Below are 20,577 nucleotides of genomic sequence, written 5' to 3' on the forward strand. Positions count from 1 at the left end.
CTCTCTTGGCTCCGCTAGGCTCGCACGCAGTGACACGGGGTGCCGCAATCCGCGGCTGAGAACAGACCCGTCGAACCTGATCTAGTTCGGACTAGCGAAGGGATGTCGCGATGCTGACACGCACGCTCATCGACCCTGCCCACCTCATCGAGTCGAGCGGCGCGCTGCTCGACCATGTGCGAACGACGACGCCGCTGGTGCACTGCATCACGAACGGCGTCGTCACGAACTTCACCGCGAACGCGCTGCTCGCGCTCGGCGCGGCTCCCGCGATGGTCGACATCGTCGGCGAAGCCGGACCGTTCGCGACCGTCGCGAGCGGCCTGCTGGTGAACCTCGGCACGCCGCAGCCCGAGCAACGCGATGCCGGTCGCGAGGCCGTGCTCGCCGCTCGCGGCGCGCAGACGCCGTGGGTGCTCGATCCGGTCGCGATCGGCATGCTGCCGATCCGTACCGCGCTCGCGCACGAGCTGCTCGCCGAGCGACCGGCCGCGATTCGCGGCAACGCCTCCGAGGTGCTCGCCCTCGCCGGCGCCGGTGCCGGCGGACGAGGCGTCGACGCCGCCGACAGCACGGATGCCGCGGCATCCGCTGCCCGCTCGCTCGCCGCGTCGGCGGGGTCGGTCGTCGCGGTGTCGGGCCCGGTCGACCTCATCACCGACGGCCGGCGCACCGTGCGCATCTCGAACGGCGATGCGCTGCTCACCCGGGTCACGGGTGGCGGCTGCGCCCTGGGTGCGGTGACGGCGGCGTTCCTCGGAGCGGCTCGCGGCACCGAGCACGATGCGTTCGCGGCGGTGGTCGCTGCGAACCTCGTGTACACGGTGGCGGCCGAGCTCGCCGCCGACGGGGCATCCGGGCCCGGAAGCTTCGCCGTGCGGTTCCTCGACGCGCTCGCCGCGGTGGATGCCTCGGCGCTCGCGGAGCGGGCGCGAATCACGGTCGACGACGCCGATGCCGATGCCGACATCGCGAACGCCGCGACGGCCGGAGCCGTCGCGTGAGCGGCCCGGGCTCGCTCGACCTGTCGCTCACCCTCGTCACGGATGCCGCGCTCTGCGGCGAACGCGGAGTGGCCGCCGTCGTGGCCGACGCCGTCGCGGGCGGGGTGACCACGGTGCAGGTGCGCGACAAGCACGCCGGGCACGACGACCTGCTGCGCGAACTCGAGGTCGTCGCGGCGGCCATCGCCGGCCGCGCGACGCTGCTCGTGAACGACCGCCTCGACGTCGTGCTCACGGCGCGCGAGCGCGGCATCCGCGTCGACGGGGTGCACCTCGGCCAGGGCGACACGCCCGTGCTCGAGGCGCGCGAAGCCCTCGGGCCGGATGCCGTGATCGGGCTCACGGCGAACACACCCGCGCACCTCGGCGCCGTCGCGCAGCTGCCGCAGGGCACGATCGACTACCTCGGCGTCGGCGTGATTCGACCGACCTCGACGAAACCCGATCATCCGCCGGCGCTCGGCATCGACGGGTTCGCGCGCATCGCCGGGCTCGCTGCGAGCATCGGGATGCCGTGCGTGGCGATCGGGGGCATCGGGGCGACGGATGCCGCGGGGTTGCGGGCGGCCGGAGCGGCGGGGCTCGCCGTGGTGTCGGCGGTGTGCGCGGCAGCGGATCCGGCGGAGGCCGCTCGGGAGATCGTGCGGGCATGGGGCGGGGGGCTCGCGGGGGGTCTCGATACGCGTCCTCCTGCGTCGGGCGCTACTCGACCGGCGGGTGGGGTGGGCGCTACTCGACCGGCGGGTGGGGTGGGCGCTACTCGACCGGCGGTGCCGCGGGTGTTGAGCATTGCGGGGAGCGACCCCTCGGGCGGGGCCGGCGTGCAGGCCGACCTCAAGGCGATCGCCGCGGTCGGCGGATACGGCATGGCCGTCATCACGGCGCTCACCGCGCAGAACACGCACGGGGTGCGCGCGGTGCACGTGCCGCCCGTCGAGTTCCTCCGCGCTCAGCTCGACGCGATCTCCGACGACATCACGGTCGACGCCGTGAAGCTCGGCATGCTCGCGAACGCCGAGGTGATCCGCGAGGTCGCCGACTGGCTCACCCGTGTTCGCCCGCCCGTCGTCGTGCTCGACCCGGTGATGGTCGCCACGAGCGGCGATCGCCTGCTCGACGCCGACGCCGAGCAGGCGATGCGCGAGCTGCTCCCCCTCGCCGACCTCGTCACCCCGAACCTCGCCGAGCTCGCCGTGCTGGCCGGCGACGCGCTCGCGACGACGCGGCCCGAGGCTCTCGACCAGGCCGCCGCCGTCTCGAGCACCTACGGCGTGCGCGTGCTCGCGAAGGGTGGTCACCTCGGCGGCGACAGCGCGCCCGACGCGCTCGTCGACGCGCGCCTGCACCGAGCCCCGTCGGCGCGCAGCGCAGACCATGCAGGCCGCCCAGAGAGCTCGGCCGAGCGACGGGATGCCTCCGTGCACGAGTTCCCCGGCGAGCGCATCTCCACGACCGCGACGCACGGCACCGGCTGCTCGCTCTCCTCGGCGATCGCGACGCTCCGGGTCACCCGTGGATCGTGGCATCCGGCCGTCGCCGACGCCCGCAGCTGGCTTCGCGAATCGCTGCGCCACGGCGAATCCCTGAACGTCGGCAGCGGCAACGGACCCGTGCACCACTTCGCCGGGCTGTGGCGGCGGGGCGGGCTCGTCACCGCGCCGACGCCCGCCGAGGTCGAGGCCGAGTGGTGGGCCGACGTCGCGGGAGTGCGCCACGGCATCGACGAGCTGCCCTTCATCCGCGGCCTCGCCGACGGGTCGCTCGCGCGGAACGACTTCGAGTACTACCTCGCCCAAGATGCGATCTACCTCGGCGAGTACTCCCGTGTGCTCGCCACCGCGTCGACCATGGCACCGGATGCCTCGGAGCAGGCGTTCTGGGCCCGCGGCGCCCACAACTGCATCGCCGTCGAAGCCGAGCTGCACCGCGACTGGCTCGCCGGGGCATCCGCTGCCCTCGACGAACGCGGACCGGTGACGACCGCCTACCTCGATCACCTGCTTGCGACCTCGGCCCGCGGCGACTACGCCGTGCTCGCCGCCGCGGCGCTGCCCTGCTACTGGCTCTACGACGACCTCGGCCGGCGGCTCGCCGGCGGCGACTTCGGCGAGCAGACGGCGGCGCCGGGGCATCCGTACGCCGACTGGCTCACGCAGTACGGCGACCCGGCCTTCGCCGAGGCGACGCGCGAGGCGATTCGCATCGTGACCGGTCTCGCAGCGCGTGCGACCCCGCAACTGCGCGAGCGGATGCTTCGGGCGTTCCGCATCTCGGCCGAACACGAACTGGCGTTCTTCGCCGCGCCGAGCGCCCGCGCGGAAGCCGCAGCGTGACCGCCGCGAATCGCGCGGTCGCCGCGGCATCGTTCGGCACCGTGCTCGAGTGGTACGACTTCTTCCTCTACGGCACGGCCGCGGCGCTCGTCTTCCCTGCGGTGTTCTTTCCGGGCGACGACCCGCTCACCGGCATCCTGCTGTCGTTCGCGGTCTACGCCACGGGCTTCCTGGCGCGCCCGGTCGGCGGGCTCTTCACCGCCTGGCTCGGCGACCGCTACGGACGGCGCGCGCCGCTCACGGCGACGATCCTCGTGATGGGTATCGCGACCGCGTGCATCGGCCTGCTCCCGTCGTACGCGATGGTCGGGGCGCTCGCGCCGACGCTGCTCGTGACGCTCCGTCTCGTGCAGGGCGCGGCGACCGGCGGCGAGTTCGGCGGCGCCGTGCTGCTCGCGCTCGAGCACTCCCCCTCCGAGAAGCGCGGGTTCCGCGGCGGACTGCTCTCGAGCGCGGTCTACGCCGGGCTCATCCTCGGCAACCTCGCGTTCATGCTGCTCGTCGCCGCACTCGATCCGCAGAGCCTCATCGACTGGGGCTGGCGGGTGCCGTTCCTCTCCAGCCTCGTGCTCGTCGGCGTCGGCGTGTACCTGCGCCGCCGGGTCGGCGAGACGCCCGAGTTCATGCGCCTGCGCGAGCGGGGTGCGCGGTCGCGGCATCCGATCTCCGAGGTGCTGCAGCAGCCGCGCAACGTGCTCGCCGTCTTCCTCGTGCGCGTCGGCCAGAACACGACGTTCTACGTCATCGCGGTCTTCTGCCTCGGTTACGCGACCTCGGTGCTCGAACTGCCGAGCTGGGTGACGCTCACCGCGCTGCTCGTCGGCGCCGGGGTCGCCGCGGTGCTCTGCCCGCTCTGGGGCGCACTCGGGCAGCGCGTCGGCGCGGCCCCGCTCGTCATCGGCGGGCTCGTGGGTCTCGGACTGCTCGCGGTGCCGCTCTTCCTCGCGCTCGACACGGGCGTCGCCGCGCTCATCATCGGCGTCGTCGTGCTCGCGATCGGCGTGCTCAACTCCGCGGCCGACGGCGTGCAGCCGAGCTGGTTCGCGAGCCTCTTCGACACCCGGGTGCGCTACACCGGACTCACGATCGGCCGCGAGGCCGGTGCGATCGTCGGTGGCGGGCTGGCCCCCCTCGCGGCGGCGGCCCTCGTCGGCTGGGCCGGGCACTGGTGGCCGGTCGCGGCACTCATGATCGTGGGTGCGGTGGTCGGAGTGATCGGGGCACGGATGGCGCGGCTCGACCATCAGCGGCCCGACGTGGTTCCCCTGCGTCGCGTCATCGAGTTGAATGGACGGTGATGTGCGGCCGGGTCCACGGACGGCACGACAAGCTGATGCCCTTCACTGAAGACGAGGTATGCGCATGACGGTTCTCGAGCGTTCCGGTGTCGCGTGCCTCGCGCTCACGCTCACGTTCGGGCTCGCCGCATGCACCGGCGGTGCCGAAGAGGCCCCGCCCACGAGCCCGATCGTGCAGCTCGGTGCGCCGGGCGAAGAGAACCACACCCTCTCCCCCGACGACGCGAAGCAGCTCGACACTCCGAAGCACACCGAGATCGACTCGCAGTTCATGCTCGACATGGTGCAGCACCACAACCAGGCGCTCGTCATGACCGGGTTCGTCGACGAGCGAACCGAGAACCGAGACATCCGCCTGCTCGCCGAGCGCATGCAGGTCAGCCAGGAAGACGAGATGGACCTCATGACCCGGTGGCTCCAAGACCGCGTGGTGCCGCTGAACGACGGGCACGGCGGGCACGGTGCGCACGGCGACGGCGGCACGATGCCGGGCATGCTCACCGACGAACAGCTCGCCCAGCTCGAGGCCGCCGAAGGGGCGGCGTTCGAGCGACTGTTCCTCGAGCTCATGATCCAGCACCACCGGGGCGCGCTGCAGATGGTCGACGAGCTCTACGCCGACGGCGGCGGGCACGAGTCGGAGATCGACCAGTTCGCACGCCACGTCGAGTCGGATCAGGGCGTCGAGATCGCCCGCATGCAGCAGATGCTCGCCCAGCGTTCGTCCTGAGTACGGCGCGGCCGACGCGAAACGAGAAGGTGCCCAGCGGCCTCGAGCCGCTGGGCACCTCGTCCTGCGAGGAGGCCGACCAGCGGCCTCCCCGACCGCATCACCCGAAGGTCGCGGACAGTGCGTTCAGCGCCTGCACCACTGCGGAGTCGGGAGCAGCACCCGACTTCTTCACGGCGTTGGCGAGCTGCGCGGTGATGGCGTTGCCGTTCGCAGCGCCGCCCGCGAGCGACTCGGCCTTGTCGACGTGCTTGCGCACCTCGCTCAGTGCCTTGCCGCTCAGGCTGCCGTTGCGCTCGGCCTGGTCGATGAACGACCGTGCCACCGCGAAGCTCGGCTCGTGCACGAGGCTCGTCTGCATCTGCGCATTGAACTCGTCGAGCTGGATCTCGCCGGCGGCGGCGATCTCGTTGACCGAGAGCTGGTCACTCGCCGTGAGTGCGAGGCTGTCGAAGCCGCGCGCGATCTCGCTGCCGAGCACGTTGCCGTTGTACCAGTAGGTCGACCAGTACCCGCCGAGGTTCAGCGCGCCCGCGTTCGGGAAGTTCACCGGGCCTCGGTCGAGGTAGGCGATCTCCGTCGGGTTCGCGGTGTCGGTGAAGTCGATGATCGACAGCCCGCCCTGGTACCAGGCCTGCACCATGATGTCGCGACCGGGCACCGGAACGATCGAGCCGTTGTGCGCCACGCAGTTCTCCTGCGCGGTCTGCGGCACGGGCAGCTTGTAGTAGCTCTTGAACTCCAGCTTGCCGTCGACGATGTCGAACAGCGCATTGGCGCCCCACTCGGGCTGGTCGGTGACGCGGCAGCGTGCAGCAGTGCCGCCGCCCCATTCGTCGGTGAAGACGACCTTGGTGCCATCGTTGTTGAACGTCGCCGAGTGCCAGTACGAGTAGTTGACGTCGGAGACCGCGTCGAGCCGAACCGGGTTCACCGGGTCGGAGATGTCGAGCAGGATTCCGTTGCCCTGGCACGCCCCGGCAGCGAGCCCGATCTCGGGGTACGCCGTGATGTCGTGACACGTGTTGGTGTTGGGATTCGGCCCGTACGGCGTGCCCGACGGGTGCAGCGGCTGCGTCGGCCCGTTCTGCAGACCGTTGAACGCGCCGGTCTCGGGGTCGCTGAAGATGCGCGGCTGGCTCACGACCGCGGCGGAAGCCGGGTCGGCGAGCGGCACCTGGATGACGTCGATGCGCCACTGCGTGGGATTGCCCGTGGTGACCGGTTCGGTGCTGGCCGGAGCGTTCTCGCAGCCCGGGAGCTCGAGCGGCGACCGCACGCCCGATGTGCCCGAGTTGTAGATGTACACGTTCTCGGTGTCGTCGGGATCGGCGACCAGGGTGTGCGTGTGCGAACCGCGACAGGTCTGCACGCCCGGCAACTGCACCGGGTTGTCGATGTCGCTGATGTCGAAGATGCGCACGCCGCGGAAGCGCTCGGCGTTCACCGCACCCGGCGCGCCCTGCGCGCCGCAGTCGATGCGGCCGCGTGTCTCTTCGACCGACATGAAGAGCAGGTTGCCGTAGACCGACACGTCGCCCTGGCCACCTGGGCACACGAACGAACCGCGCAACGACGGCGCCGCGGCATCCGACACGTCGTAGACCTGGAAGCCGTTGAAGTTGCCGACGATGGCGTTGTCGCCCGAGAACGCCAGGTCGGAGTTCACGAAGCCGAAGTTGCCGGGATTCGCATCGAACGGGGCGACGCGCGGCAGGCTCGCGAGCAGCTGGATGTTGCTCGTCGCCGTCTGCGCGTCGAGGTAGCCCGGTGGCAGGTCGATACGCGGATCGTCTTCTGCGGCGGCCGCTGCGCCGGCCGCCATCAGGGACGAGCCGAGCAGCAGTGCTCCGGCCATCGCGAGCGCGCGTCGGCGCCATCGTAACGTTCGGGGTGCGGTTCTCATCGGTGGTTCCCCTCTTCTCGCTTCGTTGCGATCGATGCCGTCCGACAGGCGAGCAGCACCGCATGGTGCTGCTCGCAGGCCCCTGGAGGCCGATCTCTGGGTCAAACGTATCGGTGCGGTCGCATCGGCGCAGCAACGAATTTCGGCGGCGGCCGAGAGGTCACCGCCGAAGGGGGACTCGGCCCGACCTCAGCGCGCGAGCCCGTCGTAGTGCGCGCGCATCGCGGGGAAGTACGCATCCCACGGCACCGTCGTCGCGTCGCCATCGTCGAGGGCCACCCCGAGGCGGTCGAGGTAGTACTCCCACCCGGGCCCGACTTCGCCGAGATCGTCGACGACGGCCTGGGCGAAGACGAGCGTGGTCACGCCGTCGGATTCGCTGAGCTCGAACCGCAGGCGCCATTGGTCGTCACCCACCGAGGTGGTGCCCGCGAAGCGGTGCGGCGGTTCGCACACCTCGATGCGGTACTCCTCGGCGGCGACGTCGTCGCCCTCGGCGGTCATGAAGAAGTCCACGCGCCCGGTGCGCGGGTCGCCCTCCCAGCGGCCGATCCACCGCTCGAGTCGCTCGGACTCGGTCATCGCCGCCCACACGGCGTCGATCGGCGCGCGGTACCGCCGGGTGAACTGGATCTCCTGCCCGAGCGGACCGTCGGCGATGACGCCGGTGGGTGTCGGACTGGCGGTCGGAGTGTCGTTCGTCATGCGATTCCCTCTCGTTCGGTGACGCCCGGTTCGCGGGCAGCCCTGCGCACCTCGAGCTCGAGGGCGTCGAAGTGCTCGGGCGCGATCGGCGGAGAAGCCGGCGACGGATGCCTCGCGCCGACCTCGACGGCGAGACTCTCGTCGAGCCGGGCGAGCAGTGCTCGCACCGGCGCGAGTGCCGCAGGGTCGAGCGAGTACACCCGTGTGCGCCCCACGGCTTGCGCCCGCACGAGTGCCGCCTCGCGCAGCACCCGCAAGTGACGGCTCACGGCCGGCCGACTGTGCACCTCGTTCGCGGCGAGCGCGCCCGCTGTGCGCGGCTGCTCTGCGAGTGCCAGCAGGACGCGCCGCCTGGTGTCGTCGGCGATCGCCTCGAATACGTCCACGTGAGAAGCGTAACACAGAGGTTACGCATTTCCGAAGGGAGAGTACGGGTGCAGCCCGTCGGCAGGCCGCTCGTGCCGGCTGAGCCGGCACGAGCAGCACGAGTCGCCGGGATCGCCGGGATCGCCGGGATCGCCGGGATCGCCTCAGGCGACGGCCGTACCCTCGAGTTCGACCAGCTGGCCGGGGATCGCCAGCCGCGTCACTCCGAGCATGGTCGTGGTCGGCGCGACCTGGGCGGCACCCAATCGCGACGCCAGCGCCCCGTAGTGCTGGAACAGCAGGTCGACGTCGGTCGTGTACACATTGAGCCGCACGAGGTTCGCGAGCGACATGCCGGCCGCGACGAGCACCGCCTCCAGGTTGTCGACGCTCAAGCCCAGCTGGGCCGCCATGTCGCCGTCATGCAGCGGTACGCCGTCGTCGCTCATCGCCGTCTGCCCCGAGCAGTACAGCGTGCGGGTCTGCCCCGAGACGACCTCGCCCTGGTTGAACCCCATCGCCACCGACCACGTCACCGGGTTGATCACCGTTCGTTCGATTGCCACTTCTGCTCCATTCGTTCGCTTGGGAGTGCCCGCGCAACGGCTCGAGCGCCGCCGTCCATGACCTCCTTCTCGAGCCTTCCAACGAATCACGACACCTCATGTCAGGTATTCCGATAGATTTCTCGCATGCGCGCCGATCGCCTGGTTTCGCTCGTACTGCTGCTGCGTCAGCGCGGTCGGCAGTCGGCGACCGCGCTCGCCGCTGAGCTCGAGGTCTCCACGCGCACCGTGCTGCGCGACATCGAAGCGCTCTCCGCCGCCGGAGTTCCGGTGTACGCCGAACGCGGCCGTCACGGCGGGTTCGAGCTGTTGCCGGGGTTCCGCACGGAGCTCACGGGGCTGAACCACGACGAAGCCCTCGCCGTCGTGACCGCCGGGTCGGGCCGCGGCGAGCAGATCTTCGGCCTCGGCTCGGCACTCGCGTCGGCCATGCGCAAGGTCGTCGACGCCATGCCCGACGACCACCGAGTCACCGCGAGCGACGCGGCCCAGCGATTCCTCGTCGACCCCGAGACCGACCTGCTCTCTCGCCGGCAGATCACCGAGGAGATCCCCGACCACGTCATGCTCGGGGTGCGGCGCGCGGTACTCGCCGGACACCGGCTGCGCATCAACTACGCGGCGGTCGACCGCACCCCGAAGTGGCGCACGGTCGACCCGATCGGCCTCGTCACCGTGCGCGCGAAGGGCTACCTGCTGGCGATGGTGTCGGGTGCGGATCGCACCTATCGGCTCTCCCGCATCCTGGCCGCCGAGGAGCTCGACGAGCCCGCTCAGCGACCCGACACGGTCGACCTCGACCGGATCTGGCGGGAACGCAGCACACGGTTCCGCACCGGCGGCGACCAGTTCACCGTGCAGCTCAGGATGGATTCGGCACGGCGGGAAGAACTGGTGGGCACCGCCCTGGCCGTGCTCGCCGAAGCACCCGACGCCGACGGCTGGCTCCGCCTGGAGGTGTCGTTCCAAGATGCCCGGCACGCCGAGTGGGCGCTGTGGCAGCTCAGCACGGACGCCGAAGCCGTGGCGCCCCAGTCGTTGCGGGCCGCGCTGCGCGACCGCGCCACCACGATCGCCACTCGCTACGCAGATACTGACGCCGACTAGCGACGATCGAGCGCGCTCCGTGCAGACCTCCCTCGGGTGCGAACTCCGAGGAGCACAGAGTCCCCCGCCCGGGGGCTTTCCGGTATCGGCCGTCGCTGCCATGCTCGGCGGTACCGACCCGAAGGTGTTCCTCGTGACCCCACCCCCGCCCGGCGGCCCACGCGATTGGTCGCCGGCAGATGTGAGCACTCCTGTGCACAGTCTCGCGCCGCCGGGAGCGCGGCCCGTTCGTGGTGCCGGTCATGTCGATGGAATCGGTTGGGGCCGGTTTCTGGCATGGACCGCACTGGCCTTCGGCCTGGCGAGCATGGCAACCGTTCTGATCGTGCCGATCGCTCCCGAATCATCGAGGCTGCTCTGGTTCGCCTTCTTCGCGAGTACCGCCATCTGGGCGGGATTCATGGCCGAGCCGCGGTACAGATCTGCACGTGGGCGTGGCTCCCCCATCGCCAAGGCGGGTATCGCGCTCGGAGTGGCCGCCCTTGCAACCACGATCTACGCATTCGTCGTTGTCGTGTCGGCGAGCGCAGGCACGATGCTGCCGGCCCCCGCCCACTGGATCGACGCACCCACAGGCATGCGCCAGATCACTCCAACGCGCACGCTCCCGAACTCTCCCGAGAATGCGCCAGCCGCGGAACAGCCGATCGAAGCAGAGCGCCTGACGCTTGCGCAGTCCGCAGGTACTGCGGCCTCCTCTCTCGAGCAAACGGCATCGCCCGACGGCACGTGGCCGGCGACACTGTCGGTGACGACGGATGGTGCTGAGTTGCGATCCCCCGACGGTGCTCTGCTCGCCCCCCTTCCTCCCGGAACGCAGGTCGTCTACTCGACATCGTCTGACCGCCGACAGTTCTCGCTCATCCTCGTGGGACCGCTGGGCGCAATGGCCCGGTACGAGTCGACGACTGCCATCGTCGACAGCTCCACACCAGGCTGAGCTTCACTCAAACTCTGGGACGGTGTTGATCGGCTCACCGCAGACGCCCGCTCCACGAGCTCACTCCGCGGCGAGCGCCTCCCGGGCGTGACGGTACTTCTCGACGAGGCGCAGCTGCGTCTCGCGGTCGAGCCGGCGCAGGCGCCACGGCGCGCTGTTGTCGTCGACATCGGCCAGCTTCACCCGGCGAGCGTCGGGGTGGCGGCGGATGCGCGCGTAGTACTCGTCGTCGGTGACATCCGGCCGGCGGGTGAGCAGCGTCACGATGTCGACGATCTCGGGCAGCACGCCCGCCTCGAGCAGCTCCTGCGCGCTGACCGCGGTGTCTTCGAGCACATCGTGCAGCCAAGCGGCCGCGGCCGGAACCGACTCGGTCAGCGGATCGAAGTGCTCGGCCACGCGGCCCGGGTGATCGATGTACTCGGCGCCGACGCGGTCGAGCTGGCCGCGGTGCGCGACGAAGGCGATGCCCTTCGCGAGAGACACCTGAGCGGCGGCATCGACGGCGGGGCCGGATTCCGGTGCGGCCTCATGAGCGGCTTCCGGCGCTGCCGCGTGAGACGGGTGGCTCCCGACGGCGGCGACCGGCATCGGCACGGCACCGATCGGCACCACGGATGCCAGTGGCTCGGCTTGCTCGATGCGGTTCATTCCCATCACCACGTGGTGCTCCTCGTTGCTCGGTGCTTCGTCGTTCTCATCATCGGTGTCTTCGTCATCGTCATCGTCATCGTCATCGTCATCGTCGACGCCGTCATCGTCGACGCCGTCATCGTCGACGCCGTCATCGTCGACGCCGTCATCGTCGACGTCGTCATCGTCGACGCCGTCATCGTCGTCATCATCGTCATCGGGTACCCGAGCGAGCTCGATCCAGGTCGGCTCGGTGGGCGCTTCAGTCTCAGCTGTCACCTCGGCCGTCAGCGCCGCCTCGGCCGCACGCGCCGCCTCGGCAGCCGCCTCGGCCAGTGGATCGCGGCCGAGCACCGGGCGCACGAAATTCAACTCGGCCTGCAGCTCGGCCATCTCGCGTGCGTCGAGCTCGAGCAGCGAGCGCGCGTTGCCCTCGCCGCTGCCGGCGAAGTAGTCCTCGTCGACCTCGGTCAGGCGGTCACCGTCGCTCGTCGCGAAATAGCGGCGGCGCCCGGCATCCGTCACCGGAATGATCACCTCGACGAACTCGCCGCTCGGCTCCTCGCTGCAGAGGTAGTAGCGCTGCACGTCTCGGGGAGACGGATGCCTCCCCCACTCCGGCGCCGGAAGGCGACGCGGTCGCAGGGTGCCACCGACGTCGGCGCTGCGACGGCCCGCGCGAGGCGCGCTGTCGGCAGCAGACGTTCCGAACCCGAGCAGCGGCTGGTCGTCGGCATGAGTGGTCACTCGGGCTCCTGGGGGTCGGGCCGGCGGCGCTCCGCGGGGGTCGGAGTTGCTCGCCGCCTCCGATGCTAAACCGGTTCCCCGCGATCTGCACCTGACCGGGCCTCCGCCGACCGGCGTAGTACCCGCGGCGGAGGCGTGTCGTACCGCCGCCTGATTCGTGGGCGAGCGACGTTCCGTACGGTGAAGCGCGGGCGACACCGACCGTCGATCGGGGTCTCCTGCTGCGTCATCTCGATCGTGTCCACGCACTCGCGGCACCGGAAAGATGAAGATGAAGAAGTTCCTGCGAATCACGCTCACCACGATCGCGAGCCTGCTCGGCATCGTCGTCGCTGCGTTGATCACCACGTCGGCGATCAACGCGATCGCGAGCAATTCCGAGGCCGCGAGCCTCGAGCCCTACGGCGAGCTCGTCGCCGTCGACGGCAAGCAGATGAACGTCTCGATCACGGGTGGCGGCGATGAGACCATCGTGCTCCTGCCCGGTTTCGGCACCGCGGCGCCGGCACTCGACTTCCTGCCACTCATCGATGAGTTGGCGCCGCGCTACCGGGTCATCGCCGTCGAGCCATTCGGCTACGGCCTGAGCGACGAGACCGATTCGCCCCGTACCTCGGCCAACATCGCCGAGGAGATCCACTCGGCGCTCCAGAGCCTCGACGTCGACCAGTACATCCTCATGGGCCACTCGATCGCCGGCATCTACGGGCTCGAGTACGTGGATCGCTACCGCGACGAGGTCACCGCGTTCGTCGGCATCGACTCGAGCGTGCCGACGCAACCCGGAATAGACGCGGTGGTCGACACCGCCTCCACGCAGGCGCTGAAGGCGCTCGGCCTGACGAGGATCCTGACCGAACTCGCGGGCGACCCGTACGCCGGCCTGCCGTACGACGCTGAGACGAAGGAGCAGATGAAGATCCTCTCGTTCCGCAACTCCTTCAGCGACACCTACGTCGACGAGATGCAGCACATCGCAGCGAACTTCGACGCCGCCGAGCAACTCGCCTTCCCGAAGGATCTCCCGCTCCTGCTGTTCGCCCAGGCCGACAACCCCGAGATCGAGACCTGGGTTCCGCTGCACGAGGAGCAGGCGGCGGCATCGGATCGTTCCGAGCTCGTGCTGCTCGAGGCCGGTCACTACCTGCACCACACCGCGTCGAAGCAGATCGCCGCGGGGGTCGAGGAATTCCTGGCACGGGACTCGTCGGGGCAGTAGCGCACCGATGACGGCGGCCCCGTGTCGATGCTCGCGGCCGGGTGCCGGATCCATCACGCATCGCTGCCCGATGGATCCGGCACGCTGCTACGCCGAGACCGACTCGTCGGCCGTTGAAACGGGCGCGGCCACTGGGGTCCGGGGCTTCGTCATCGCCACGGCGGTGACCAGGGCTCCGACGAGGGCGAGGATGCCGGCACCGATGAAGGCTGCGGAGTAGCCCTGGGTCAGTTCGACCCGGGATGCGTCGGTGCCCGAGATTCCGGAGACGATGGCAGTGAGGATCGCCAGTCCGAGCGCTGATCCGATCTGGTAGCTCGTGCTCACGAGCCCTGAAGCGACACCCGTTTCGGCGGGCGGTGCCGCGTTGATCGCGGTGCCGAGCGAGGGCACGAACGCCAGCGACATCCCGAGTGCCGCCAGCAGCGACGCCGGCAGCACGTCGACGGCGTAGTTGCCGTCGGGGCGCACGAACGACAGCCACGCGAGCCCCCCGGCGAGCAGGAGCAGGCCGGTGACGATCAGCGGCTTCGCGCCGAACCGTTGTTGCAGCCGTGGCGCCAACGCGACCATGACGAGCACGATGAGGCCGGTCATCGGGAGGAGGGCGGCGCCAGCCGCGAATGCGGTCGCGCCGAGCACCTGCTGCAGGTACAGGTTCAGGAAGAACCACATCGAGACCCAGGCAGCACCCAAGAGCAGTTGTGCACCGTTCGCAGCACCGAGCAGCGGCTCTCGGAGCAGGCCGAGGCGCAGCAGCGGATTCCGGCTGCGCGCCTGGATGCTGAAGAAGATCACCAGCAAGACGATGCCGGCGGCGAGCACGCCGAGCGTTTGCACCGTGAGCCACCCCACCTCTGGCGCATTCACCACGGCGTAGACGACGGCGGCGAGTCCGGCGGTCACGGTGAGGGCACCACCGATGTCGATCGACCCGGCCGCCTTCCTGACCGTTCGGGGAAGCGACGTCGCCGTGAAGGCGAGCACGAAGATCGCGATGGGAATCGTCGCGTAGAACACCCAGGGCCAGCTCGCGTACTCGGTCAGCACTCCCCCCAGGAAGACGCCGGCAGTGCCGCCGATCGGCGCAGCGGCGCCGTAGACGGCGAATGCCTTGGGAAGCTCGGGCGTACCGCCGAAGAGCATCATGAGCAGCGTCAGGGCGGCCGGCGCGATCATCGCGGAGCCGGCGCCCTGGATGGCACGGCCCGCGATCTCGAGCCCGACGTTGCTCGCGGCTCCGGCCAGTAGCGAACCCGCGATCAGGACGACCCAGCCGAGCACGAAGATCTTCCGGGCACCGAAGACGTCGGCGAGGCGACCGCCGAGCAGGAGCAGGCCTCCGAAAGCGACGACGTAGGCGTTGAACACCCACGACAACGACTCGGGCGTGAAGCCGAGTTCTCGCTGAATGTCGGGCAGGGCGACGCCGATGATCGAGGTGTCCATGATGACGACGAACTGCGCCGTGGCGATCAGCACCAGGCCGAGCCACCGCTTGCCCGGCGAGATGGACGAATGGGTAGACATGTGATTTCCTCCTGAGGCGTTGCCGGAGATACCGGCGATGTGAGCGAGGTGATACCTATAGGGGGTATAGGTGTCAAGTGAGCGGCGTCGCGCCCTCGGGGTGATCAGCCTGGCGTTTGCGAGGTACCCCACTGGGGTATATGGTGGTGATGTGAGGTACCCAGTAGGGGTATCGGATGACGCAGAGGAGATCTCCATGGCCACGAACGAGTACCAGGTGACGGGCATGACCTGCGGGCACTGCGAGATGTCGATCCGTGAAGAGGTCGGCCAGATCACCGGGGTGCACGACATCGCGGTGAGCGCGCAGACGGGCAGGCTCGCGGTGACGGGAGCCGACACCGTCGACGACGCACAGGTACTGGCGGCCGTCGAGGAGGCGGGGTACTCGGCGGTGCGGACGGCATGAAGACCGGCGTGCGCCTCGCTCTGTACGGGCTCGGGCTCGTTGCAGCCTTCGGCGGGGCGTTCCTCATCGCGGGCGCCGTCATTCCCGGCAGCGTCGTCGCCGGGTGGACAGAAGGGACCGAGATGAACGGACATGACGAGGGCCACGGTTCCGAGAACCCGGCGCCCCAAGGCGCCGCAGAGACGGCAGCAGCGTTGAAAGGCCTCGCGCTCGACATCGACGGCCACGTACTGTCGCCGGTGCATGCACCCGCGGCCGTCGGCGAACCCGGCGAGCTGAGCTTCCAGATCCAGGATGCCGCGGGCGCACCGGTGACCGAGTACACGACCGCCCACGACAAGAAGCTGCATCTGATCGTGGCCCGATCCGACGGCAGTCATTTCCGCCACGTGCACCCCGTGCTCGACGAGTCGACGGCCACGTGGTCGTTGCCGTGGGAGTGGGCGGCCGCCGGCAGTTATCGCGTCTTCGCGGACTTCACGACCGCCGGCGATGCGGCGCAGCCGCTGACGCTCACCCGCACCGTGCAGGTCGCGGGAGTGTTCGAGCCGGTGGCGCCGCAACCGAGTCGCATCGACGAGGTCGACGGTTTCAGCGTCTCGCTCGACGGCGACCTCGTGGCGGGCTCGTCGAGCGAGCTCACGATCACCGTGACGCGCGGCGGCGAACCGGTCACCGCCCTGGAGCCGTACCTCGGCGCCTTCGGTCACCTCGTCGCCCTGCGCGAAGGCGACCTCGCCTTCCTGCATGTGCACGCCGAGGGCGACGAGCCCGCGGCCGGCGACACGGCCGGGCCCGAGATCGTGTTCGCGGCAGAGGCGCCGACCGCGGGTCGCTACCTGATGTACCTCGACTTCCAGGTCGACGGCCAGGTGCGCACCGCCGAGTTCGTGGTCGATGCCGTGCACGGTACCGGCTCCGCCGCCGAGAGCGGAACGCATTCGGAGGGGCACTGACCGTCAGGTCCGCCCGCCCAGAGAACAGACACGAGGAAGCAGATATGAGCACAGCACCCGCGAGTGCCGCGCAAGGCGTCGAGTTGGACATCGGCGGGATGACCTGCGCCTCCTGCGCGATGCGCATCGAGAAGAAGCTGAACAAGCTCGACGGTGTCATCGCGACGGTCAACTACGCGACCGAGAAGGCGAAGGTCACCGTGCCGGACGGATACGATCCGGCGCTGCTGATCGCCGAGGTCGAGAAGACCGGGTACTCCGCCGCCGTTCCCGCACCCACGGGCCGCTCGAAGTCCGATGCATCCGCTGAGGGCGCCGATACCGAGGACTCGGAGCTGACCTCGCTTCGCCACCGACTCATCGGCTCGATCGTGCTGACCCTGCCCGTGATCGCGATGGCCATGATCCCGGCGCTGCAGTTCACCTACTGGCAATGGGCTTCGCTCGCTCTCGCCGCCCCGGTGATCGTATGGGCGGCGTGGCCGTTCCACAAGGCAGCGTGGACGAACCTCAAGCACGGCGCCGCGACGATGGACACGCTCATCTCGATGGGCACGTCCGCCGCATTCCTGTGGTCGCTCTACGCGCTGTTCCTCGGCACCGCCGGCACCCCCGGCATGACGCACCCGTTCGAGTTCACGCTCGCCCCCTCCGACGGAGCGGCGAACATCTACCTCGAGGTCGGCGCCGGGGTGACCATGTTCATCCTCGCCGGCCGATACTTCGAGAAGCGCTCCAAGCGACAGGCGGGCTCAGCCCTGCGCGCGTTGCTCGAACTCGGCGCGAAGGAGGTCTCGGTGCTGCGCGGCGGCGCCGAGACGAAGATCCCCGTCGAAGAGCTGCAGATCGGCGACGAGTTCATCGTGAGGCCGGGCGAGAAGATCGCCACCGACGGGGTCGTGGTGTCCGGGACATCCGCCGTCGATGCATCGATGCTCACCGGCGAATCGGTACCGGTCGAGGTCGCCGAGGGCGACCCGGTCACCGGTGCCACGACGAACGCCGGCGGCCGGCTCGTGGTGCGAGCCACCCGCGTCGGGTCCGACACGCAGCTCGCGCAGATGGCCAAGCTCGTCGAAGATGCGCAGACGGGCAAGGCGGAGGTGCAGCGCCTGGCCGACCGGATCTCGGGCGTGTTCGTGCCGATCGTGATCGTGATCGCGTTCGCCGTACTCGGCGGCTGGCTCGGCGCGGGCTTCCCGGTCACTGCGGCGTTCACCGCAGCGGTGGCGGTGCTCGTGATCGCCTGCCCCTGCGCACTGGGACTGGCGACGCCCACCGCCCTGCTGGTCGGCACCGGCCGCGGCGCGCAGATGGGCGTGCTCATCAAGGGCCCTGAGGTGCTCGAATCCACCCGGAAGATCGACACGGTCGTGCTCGACAAGACCGGCACGGTGACCACCGGCAAGATGACGCTCGTCGATGTGGTCGTCGAGCCCGGCACCGATCGTGCCGAGCTGCTGCGACTGGCCGGGGCGCTGGAGGATGCCTCGGAGCACCCGATCGCACAGGCGATCGCCAAGGGTGCGACACAGGAGGTCGGCACGCTGCCGACCCCCGAGGACTTCGCGAACATCGAGGGCAAGGGCGTGCAGGGCATCGTCGACGGCCACGCCGTGCTGGTCGGCCGACAGTCGCTGCTCGCCGAGTGGTCGCTGCACCTGAGCCGCGAACTGGCGTCGACCAAGGCGCGCGCCGAGGGTGAGGGCAAGACCGTGGTCGCGGTCGGCTGGGACGGGCAGGCACGAGGCATCCTCGTCGTCGCCGACACGGTCAAGCCGACGAGCGCCGAGGCGATTGCACGGCTCACGGCGATCGGCCTGACCCCCGTCCTCCTGACCGGTGACAACGCGGCGGTCGCCCGTCAGATCGCCACGGAAGTGGGCATCGAGGAGGTCATCGCCGAAGTCCTCCCGAACGACAAGGTCGACGTCATCGCCCGACTGCAGGGCGAAGGCCGGGTCGTCGCCATGATCGGCGACGGCGTCAACGACGCCCCCGCCCTCGCCCAGGCCGACCTCGGCCTGGCGATGGGCACCGGCGCCGACGTCGCGATCGAAGCCTCCGACATCACGCTCGTGCGCGGCGACCTGCGCAGCGCGGTCGACGCGATCAGACTCTCACGCGCGACCCTCGGAACGATCAAGACCAACCTGTTCTGGGCATTCGCCTACAACGTGGCGGCGATCCCCGTCGCTGCGCTCGGCATGCTCAACCCCATGCTCGCAGGGGCCGCGATGGCGCTGTCCAGCGTCTTCGTCGTGGGCAACAGCCTGCGCCTGCGCGGGTTCAGGAGCATCGCCGACCAGTGACGCGACGACCCACCACCTCAGAGAACGACACGAAAGGGAACCACCCACGATGACGAACGACCTCCAGGCGACCGCCAGCTGTTGCAGCACCAGTGCCCCCAACCCCGCCGCAGCGGGCAGCGGTCATGAGAACCTCCTCGGCGGCGGCAGCGACGACCTCACCACGTGCCCCGTCATGATCGGCAGCACGGTCAGCAAGAGGGCTGCCGAAGCGGCGGGCCTGTACCGCGACCACGAGGGCGAGCGGTTCTACTTCTGCTGCGCCGGATGCGGACCGGCGTTCGACTCGAACCCGGCCAAGTACGCCGCCAACATGGCGTAAGGGCGCGGATGCGGGGCCTGCGGCACGGAGGTCGTGCACGCGGGCCCTGTCGCCTGCGATCCGCGCCGAGCGCTCAGCGCTCGGCGATGATGTCGTCGGCGCGCTGCGCGACCCACTCGACGAGCGGAAGCATGCGTTCCATCAGCTCACGGCCGAGTTCGGTGAGCGAGTACTCCACCCGCGGCGGCACCTCGGGGTACGAGGTGCGCGACACGATGCCGTCGGCCTCGAGCGTGCGCAGCGTCGAGGCGAGCATCTTCTCGCTGATGCCGTCGACCTCGCGGCGCAGCTCGCCCCAGCGCAGCGTGCCGTCGGACAGCGCGAGCAGCACGAGCACGCCCCACTTGCTCATGATGTGGTCGAGCACGACGCGGGTCGGACACCCATCGGTGAAAACTTCGCCCGATGTTTCGCGGATCTGCGCAAGACTAACCACCATGTGGGTACCTTACTTCAAAGTGGGTACCATCGCGAGGGAAGGTTGGCGTGCGACATCCGGTTGCTGTGGGAGACCGCAATCGGAAGGAACACCGACACCATGACCATTCTCGTCACCGCCGCCTCGGGCCAGCTCGGCCGCCTCGTCGTCGACTCGCTGCTCGCTCGCGGCGCCGCACCCGAGACGATCGTCGCCAGCGCCCGCGACACGTCGAAGCTCACGCACCTCGCCTCCCGCGGCGTCCGCACCGTCGAGCTCGACTACGCGCGCCCCGAGACCATCGCCCCCGCACTCGACGGTGTCGACACCGTGCTGCTCGTCTCAGCGTCCGAGCCCGGCAGCCGCGTCGCGTTGCACCAGAACGTGATCGACGCCGCGAAGACCGCGGGCATCACGAAGCTCGTGTACACGAGCGCCCCGCAGGCCACCACCGCCGACTTCGTGCTCGCCCCCGACCACAAGGCCACCGAAGAAGCCATCGCAGCCTCCGGCGTTCCCGCGGTGATCGTGCGCCACAACTGGTACACCGAGAACTACACGGCGGATGTCGCACGCGCCGCGTCGACCGGCGTCATCGCGGCGTCCGTGGCCGACGGCCGCGTCGCAAGCGCCACTCGCGCCGACTTCGCCGACGGCGACGCCGTCGTGCTGCTCGAGGACGGCCACCTCGGCCAGGTCTACGAATTCGGCGGCGACACCGCCTGGACCTACGACGAACTCGCGGCCGCAACCGCCGAGGTCGTCGGGCGTGGCGTGACGTACACGCCCCTCACGACCGACCAGCACGTCGCCGCGCTCGAGTCGGCCGGCCTCGACGCCGGCACCGCCGGCTTCGTCGCCGGCATCGACACGGGCATCCGCAACGGCGTGCTCGGCGAGACCGACGGCACGCTCTCGCGCCTCATCGGCCGGCCGACGACCCCGCTCGTCGAGGGGCTTCGTGCCGCCGTCGGCGAGTCCGCGGCGGCGTAGACATCTCGCACGATGGCCCGGCGCCTGCGCGCCGGGCCATCGTGGGTTCGGCCGACGGCTCACCGGCGTCCCTACCGGGGTAC

The 20,577-nt window shown here is 70.0% G+C and carries 19 protein-coding genes and 1 riboswitch; of the genes, 12 read left to right on the forward strand and 7 right to left on the reverse strand.

Annotation, left to right across the window (positions count from 1 at the left end; all coding sequences use genetic code 11):
* Nucleotides 1-25 precede the first annotated feature (25 nt).
* Nucleotides 26-120: riboswitch (TPP riboswitch) on the forward strand.
* The 4 genes from thiM to AC6CH0_RS02445 all read left to right on the forward strand — a co-directional run bounded on the left by thiM (nucleotide 111) and on the right by AC6CH0_RS02445 (nucleotide 5,365).
* The gene (gene thiM, locus AC6CH0_RS02430; RefSeq protein ID WP_498098078.1) at nucleotides 111-1,004 is read left to right on the forward strand and encodes a hydroxyethylthiazole kinase; all 894 of its coding nucleotides are present in this window, start codon (nucleotides 111-113) and stop codon (nucleotides 1,002-1,004) included. It overlaps the preceding riboswitch by 10 nt.
* Complete coding sequence (locus tag AC6CH0_RS02435; protein WP_498098079.1) at nucleotides 1,001-3,337, forward strand: bifunctional hydroxymethylpyrimidine kinase/phosphomethylpyrimidine kinase; 2,337 nt, start codon at nucleotides 1,001-1,003, stop codon at nucleotides 3,335-3,337. Before thiM ends, AC6CH0_RS02435 begins: the two co-directional genes overlap by 4 nt.
* Nucleotides 3,334-4,635 carry an MFS transporter gene (locus AC6CH0_RS02440; protein WP_498098081.1) on the forward strand — a complete coding sequence of 434 codons (1,302 nt, stop codon included), beginning with the start codon at nucleotides 3,334-3,336 and terminating at the stop codon, nucleotides 4,633-4,635. Before AC6CH0_RS02435 ends, AC6CH0_RS02440 begins: the two co-directional genes overlap by 4 nt.
* A 64-nt stretch (nucleotides 4,636-4,699) precedes the next feature.
* Nucleotides 4,700-5,365 carry a DUF305 domain-containing protein gene (locus AC6CH0_RS02445; protein ID WP_498098082.1) on the forward strand — a complete coding sequence of 222 codons (666 nt, stop codon included), beginning with the start codon at nucleotides 4,700-4,702 and terminating at the stop codon, nucleotides 5,363-5,365.
* Between the two features lie 100 nt (nucleotides 5,366-5,465).
* Here AC6CH0_RS02445 and AC6CH0_RS02450 read toward each other — a convergent pair whose 3' ends face one another.
* The 4 genes from AC6CH0_RS02450 to AC6CH0_RS02465 all read right to left on the reverse strand — a co-directional run bounded on the left by AC6CH0_RS02450 (nucleotide 5,466) and on the right by AC6CH0_RS02465 (nucleotide 8,902).
* The gene (locus AC6CH0_RS02450) at nucleotides 5,466-7,223 is read right to left on the reverse strand and encodes an LVIVD repeat-containing protein (RefSeq protein ID WP_498098084.1); all 1,758 of its coding nucleotides are present in this window, start codon (nucleotides 7,221-7,223) and stop codon (nucleotides 5,466-5,468) included.
* 237 nt (nucleotides 7,224-7,460) lie between these two features.
* Complete coding sequence (locus AC6CH0_RS02455) at nucleotides 7,461-7,976, reverse strand: SRPBCC family protein (RefSeq protein ID WP_498098086.1); 516 nt, start codon at nucleotides 7,974-7,976, stop codon at nucleotides 7,461-7,463.
* Nucleotides 7,973-8,362: an ArsR/SmtB family transcription factor gene (locus AC6CH0_RS02460; protein WP_498098088.1), complete on the reverse strand. Its 390-nt coding sequence runs from the start codon at nucleotides 8,360-8,362 to the stop codon at nucleotides 7,973-7,975. The genes AC6CH0_RS02455 and AC6CH0_RS02460 overlap by 4 nt, the downstream gene beginning before the upstream one ends.
* Before the next feature lie 144 nt (nucleotides 8,363-8,506).
* Entirely contained in the window at nucleotides 8,507-8,902 is a 396-nt protein-coding gene (locus AC6CH0_RS02465) for a RidA family protein (protein ID WP_498100990.1), read from the reverse strand.
* A gap of 132 nt (nucleotides 8,903-9,034) precedes the next feature.
* Between AC6CH0_RS02465 and AC6CH0_RS02470 the strand changes: the two genes are divergently transcribed.
* Nucleotides 9,035-10,015: a helix-turn-helix transcriptional regulator gene (locus AC6CH0_RS02470; RefSeq protein WP_498098089.1), complete on the forward strand. Its 981-nt coding sequence runs from the start codon at nucleotides 9,035-9,037 to the stop codon at nucleotides 10,013-10,015.
* 307 nt (nucleotides 10,016-10,322) lie between these two features.
* A complete protein-coding gene (locus tag AC6CH0_RS02475) occupies nucleotides 10,323-10,955 on the forward strand; it encodes a hypothetical protein (protein ID WP_498098090.1) in 633 nt (210 codons plus the stop codon).
* Nucleotides 10,956-11,015: 60 nt separating this feature from the next.
* On the opposite strand, the gene AC6CH0_RS02480 is transcribed toward AC6CH0_RS02475, so the two are convergent.
* Nucleotides 11,016-12,335, reverse strand: a complete 1,320-nt coding sequence (locus AC6CH0_RS02480; protein ID WP_498098092.1) for a hypothetical protein — start codon at nucleotides 12,333-12,335, stop codon at nucleotides 11,016-11,018.
* A 271-nt stretch (nucleotides 12,336-12,606) separates the two neighbouring features.
* On the opposite strand from AC6CH0_RS02480, the gene AC6CH0_RS02485 reads away from it, so the two are divergent.
* Complete coding sequence (locus AC6CH0_RS02485; RefSeq protein ID WP_498098094.1) at nucleotides 12,607-13,554, forward strand: alpha/beta fold hydrolase; 948 nt, start codon at nucleotides 12,607-12,609, stop codon at nucleotides 13,552-13,554.
* 87 nt (nucleotides 13,555-13,641) lie between these two features.
* Here the strand turns inward: AC6CH0_RS02485 and AC6CH0_RS02490 are convergent, their stop codons facing one another.
* Complete coding sequence (locus tag AC6CH0_RS02490; RefSeq protein WP_498098095.1) at nucleotides 13,642-15,084, reverse strand: MFS transporter; 1,443 nt, start codon at nucleotides 15,082-15,084, stop codon at nucleotides 13,642-13,644.
* A gap of 196 nt (nucleotides 15,085-15,280) precedes the next feature.
* Between AC6CH0_RS02490 and AC6CH0_RS02495 the strand changes: the two genes are divergently transcribed.
* From AC6CH0_RS02495 to AC6CH0_RS02510, 4 genes are read left to right on the forward strand one after another with little or no spacing between them, the layout of a single operon-like run.
* Nucleotides 15,281-15,493 (forward strand): heavy-metal-associated domain-containing protein, encoded by a 213-nt coding sequence (locus AC6CH0_RS02495; protein ID WP_498098097.1) that lies wholly within the window; start codon nucleotides 15,281-15,283, stop codon nucleotides 15,491-15,493.
* Between the two features lie 8 nt (nucleotides 15,494-15,501).
* Nucleotides 15,502-16,449 (forward strand): DUF8832 domain-containing protein, encoded by a 948-nt coding sequence (locus tag AC6CH0_RS02500; RefSeq protein WP_498098099.1) that lies wholly within the window; start codon nucleotides 15,502-15,504, stop codon nucleotides 16,447-16,449.
* A gap of 44 nt (nucleotides 16,450-16,493) precedes the next feature.
* Nucleotides 16,494-18,761, forward strand: a complete 2,268-nt coding sequence (locus AC6CH0_RS02505) for a heavy metal translocating P-type ATPase (RefSeq protein ID WP_498098100.1) — start codon at nucleotides 16,494-16,496, stop codon at nucleotides 18,759-18,761.
* 49 nt (nucleotides 18,762-18,810) lie between these two features.
* Nucleotides 18,811-19,083, forward strand: coding sequence for a hypothetical protein (locus tag AC6CH0_RS02510; RefSeq protein WP_498098101.1), 273 nt, complete (start codon nucleotides 18,811-18,813; stop codon nucleotides 19,081-19,083).
* Between the two features lie 73 nt (nucleotides 19,084-19,156).
* Here AC6CH0_RS02510 and AC6CH0_RS02515 read toward each other — a convergent pair whose 3' ends face one another.
* Nucleotides 19,157-19,522, reverse strand: coding sequence for a winged helix-turn-helix transcriptional regulator (locus AC6CH0_RS02515; protein ID WP_498098102.1), 366 nt, complete (start codon nucleotides 19,520-19,522; stop codon nucleotides 19,157-19,159).
* 99 nt (nucleotides 19,523-19,621) lie between these two features.
* Between AC6CH0_RS02515 and AC6CH0_RS02520 the strand changes: the two genes are divergently transcribed.
* Nucleotides 19,622-20,494: an SDR family oxidoreductase gene (locus tag AC6CH0_RS02520; RefSeq protein ID WP_498098104.1), complete on the forward strand. Its 873-nt coding sequence runs from the start codon at nucleotides 19,622-19,624 to the stop codon at nucleotides 20,492-20,494.
* The last annotated feature ends 83 nt before the right edge of the window (nucleotides 20,495-20,577 follow it).

It is taken from the genome of Agromyces sp. GQ35, assembly GCF_059758475.1.

Excerpts from the sequence above, each read along its gene's own strand:
- AC6CH0_RS02475 (WP_498098090.1), top strand. The coding sequence starts at position 10,323 with ATGGCAACCGTTCTGATCGTGCCGATCGCTCCCGAATCATCGAGGCTG.
- AC6CH0_RS02510 (WP_498098101.1), top strand. The coding sequence starts at position 18,811 with ATGACGAACGACCTCCAGGCGACCGCCAGCTGTTGCAGCACCAGTGCC.
- AC6CH0_RS02495 (WP_498098097.1), top strand. The coding sequence starts at position 15,281 with ATGGCCACGAACGAGTACCAGGTGACGGGCATGACCTGCGGGCACTGC.
- AC6CH0_RS02515 (WP_498098102.1), bottom strand. The coding sequence starts at position 19,522 with ATGGTGGTTAGTCTTGCGCAGATCCGCGAAACATCGGGCGAAGTTTTC.
- thiM (WP_498098078.1), top strand. The coding sequence starts at position 111 with ATGCTGACACGCACGCTCATCGACCCTGCCCACCTCATCGAGTCGAGC.
- AC6CH0_RS02520 (WP_498098104.1), top strand. The coding sequence starts at position 19,622 with ATGACCATTCTCGTCACCGCCGCCTCGGGCCAGCTCGGCCGCCTCGTC.
- AC6CH0_RS02470 (WP_498098089.1), top strand. The coding sequence starts at position 9,035 with ATGCGCGCCGATCGCCTGGTTTCGCTCGTACTGCTGCTGCGTCAGCGC.
- AC6CH0_RS02450 (WP_498098084.1), bottom strand. The coding sequence starts at position 7,223 with ATGGCCGGAGCACTGCTGCTCGGCTCGTCCCTGATGGCGGCCGGCGCA.
- AC6CH0_RS02485 (WP_498098094.1), top strand. The coding sequence starts at position 12,607 with ATGAAGAAGTTCCTGCGAATCACGCTCACCACGATCGCGAGCCTGCTC.
- AC6CH0_RS02505 (WP_498098100.1), top strand. The coding sequence starts at position 16,494 with ATGAGCACAGCACCCGCGAGTGCCGCGCAAGGCGTCGAGTTGGACATC.
- AC6CH0_RS02455 (WP_498098086.1), bottom strand. The coding sequence starts at position 7,976 with ATGACGAACGACACTCCGACCGCCAGTCCGACACCCACCGGCGTCATC.
- AC6CH0_RS02445 (WP_498098082.1), top strand. The coding sequence starts at position 4,700 with ATGACGGTTCTCGAGCGTTCCGGTGTCGCGTGCCTCGCGCTCACGCTC.
- AC6CH0_RS02490 (WP_498098095.1), bottom strand. The coding sequence starts at position 15,084 with ATGTCTACCCATTCGTCCATCTCGCCGGGCAAGCGGTGGCTCGGCCTG.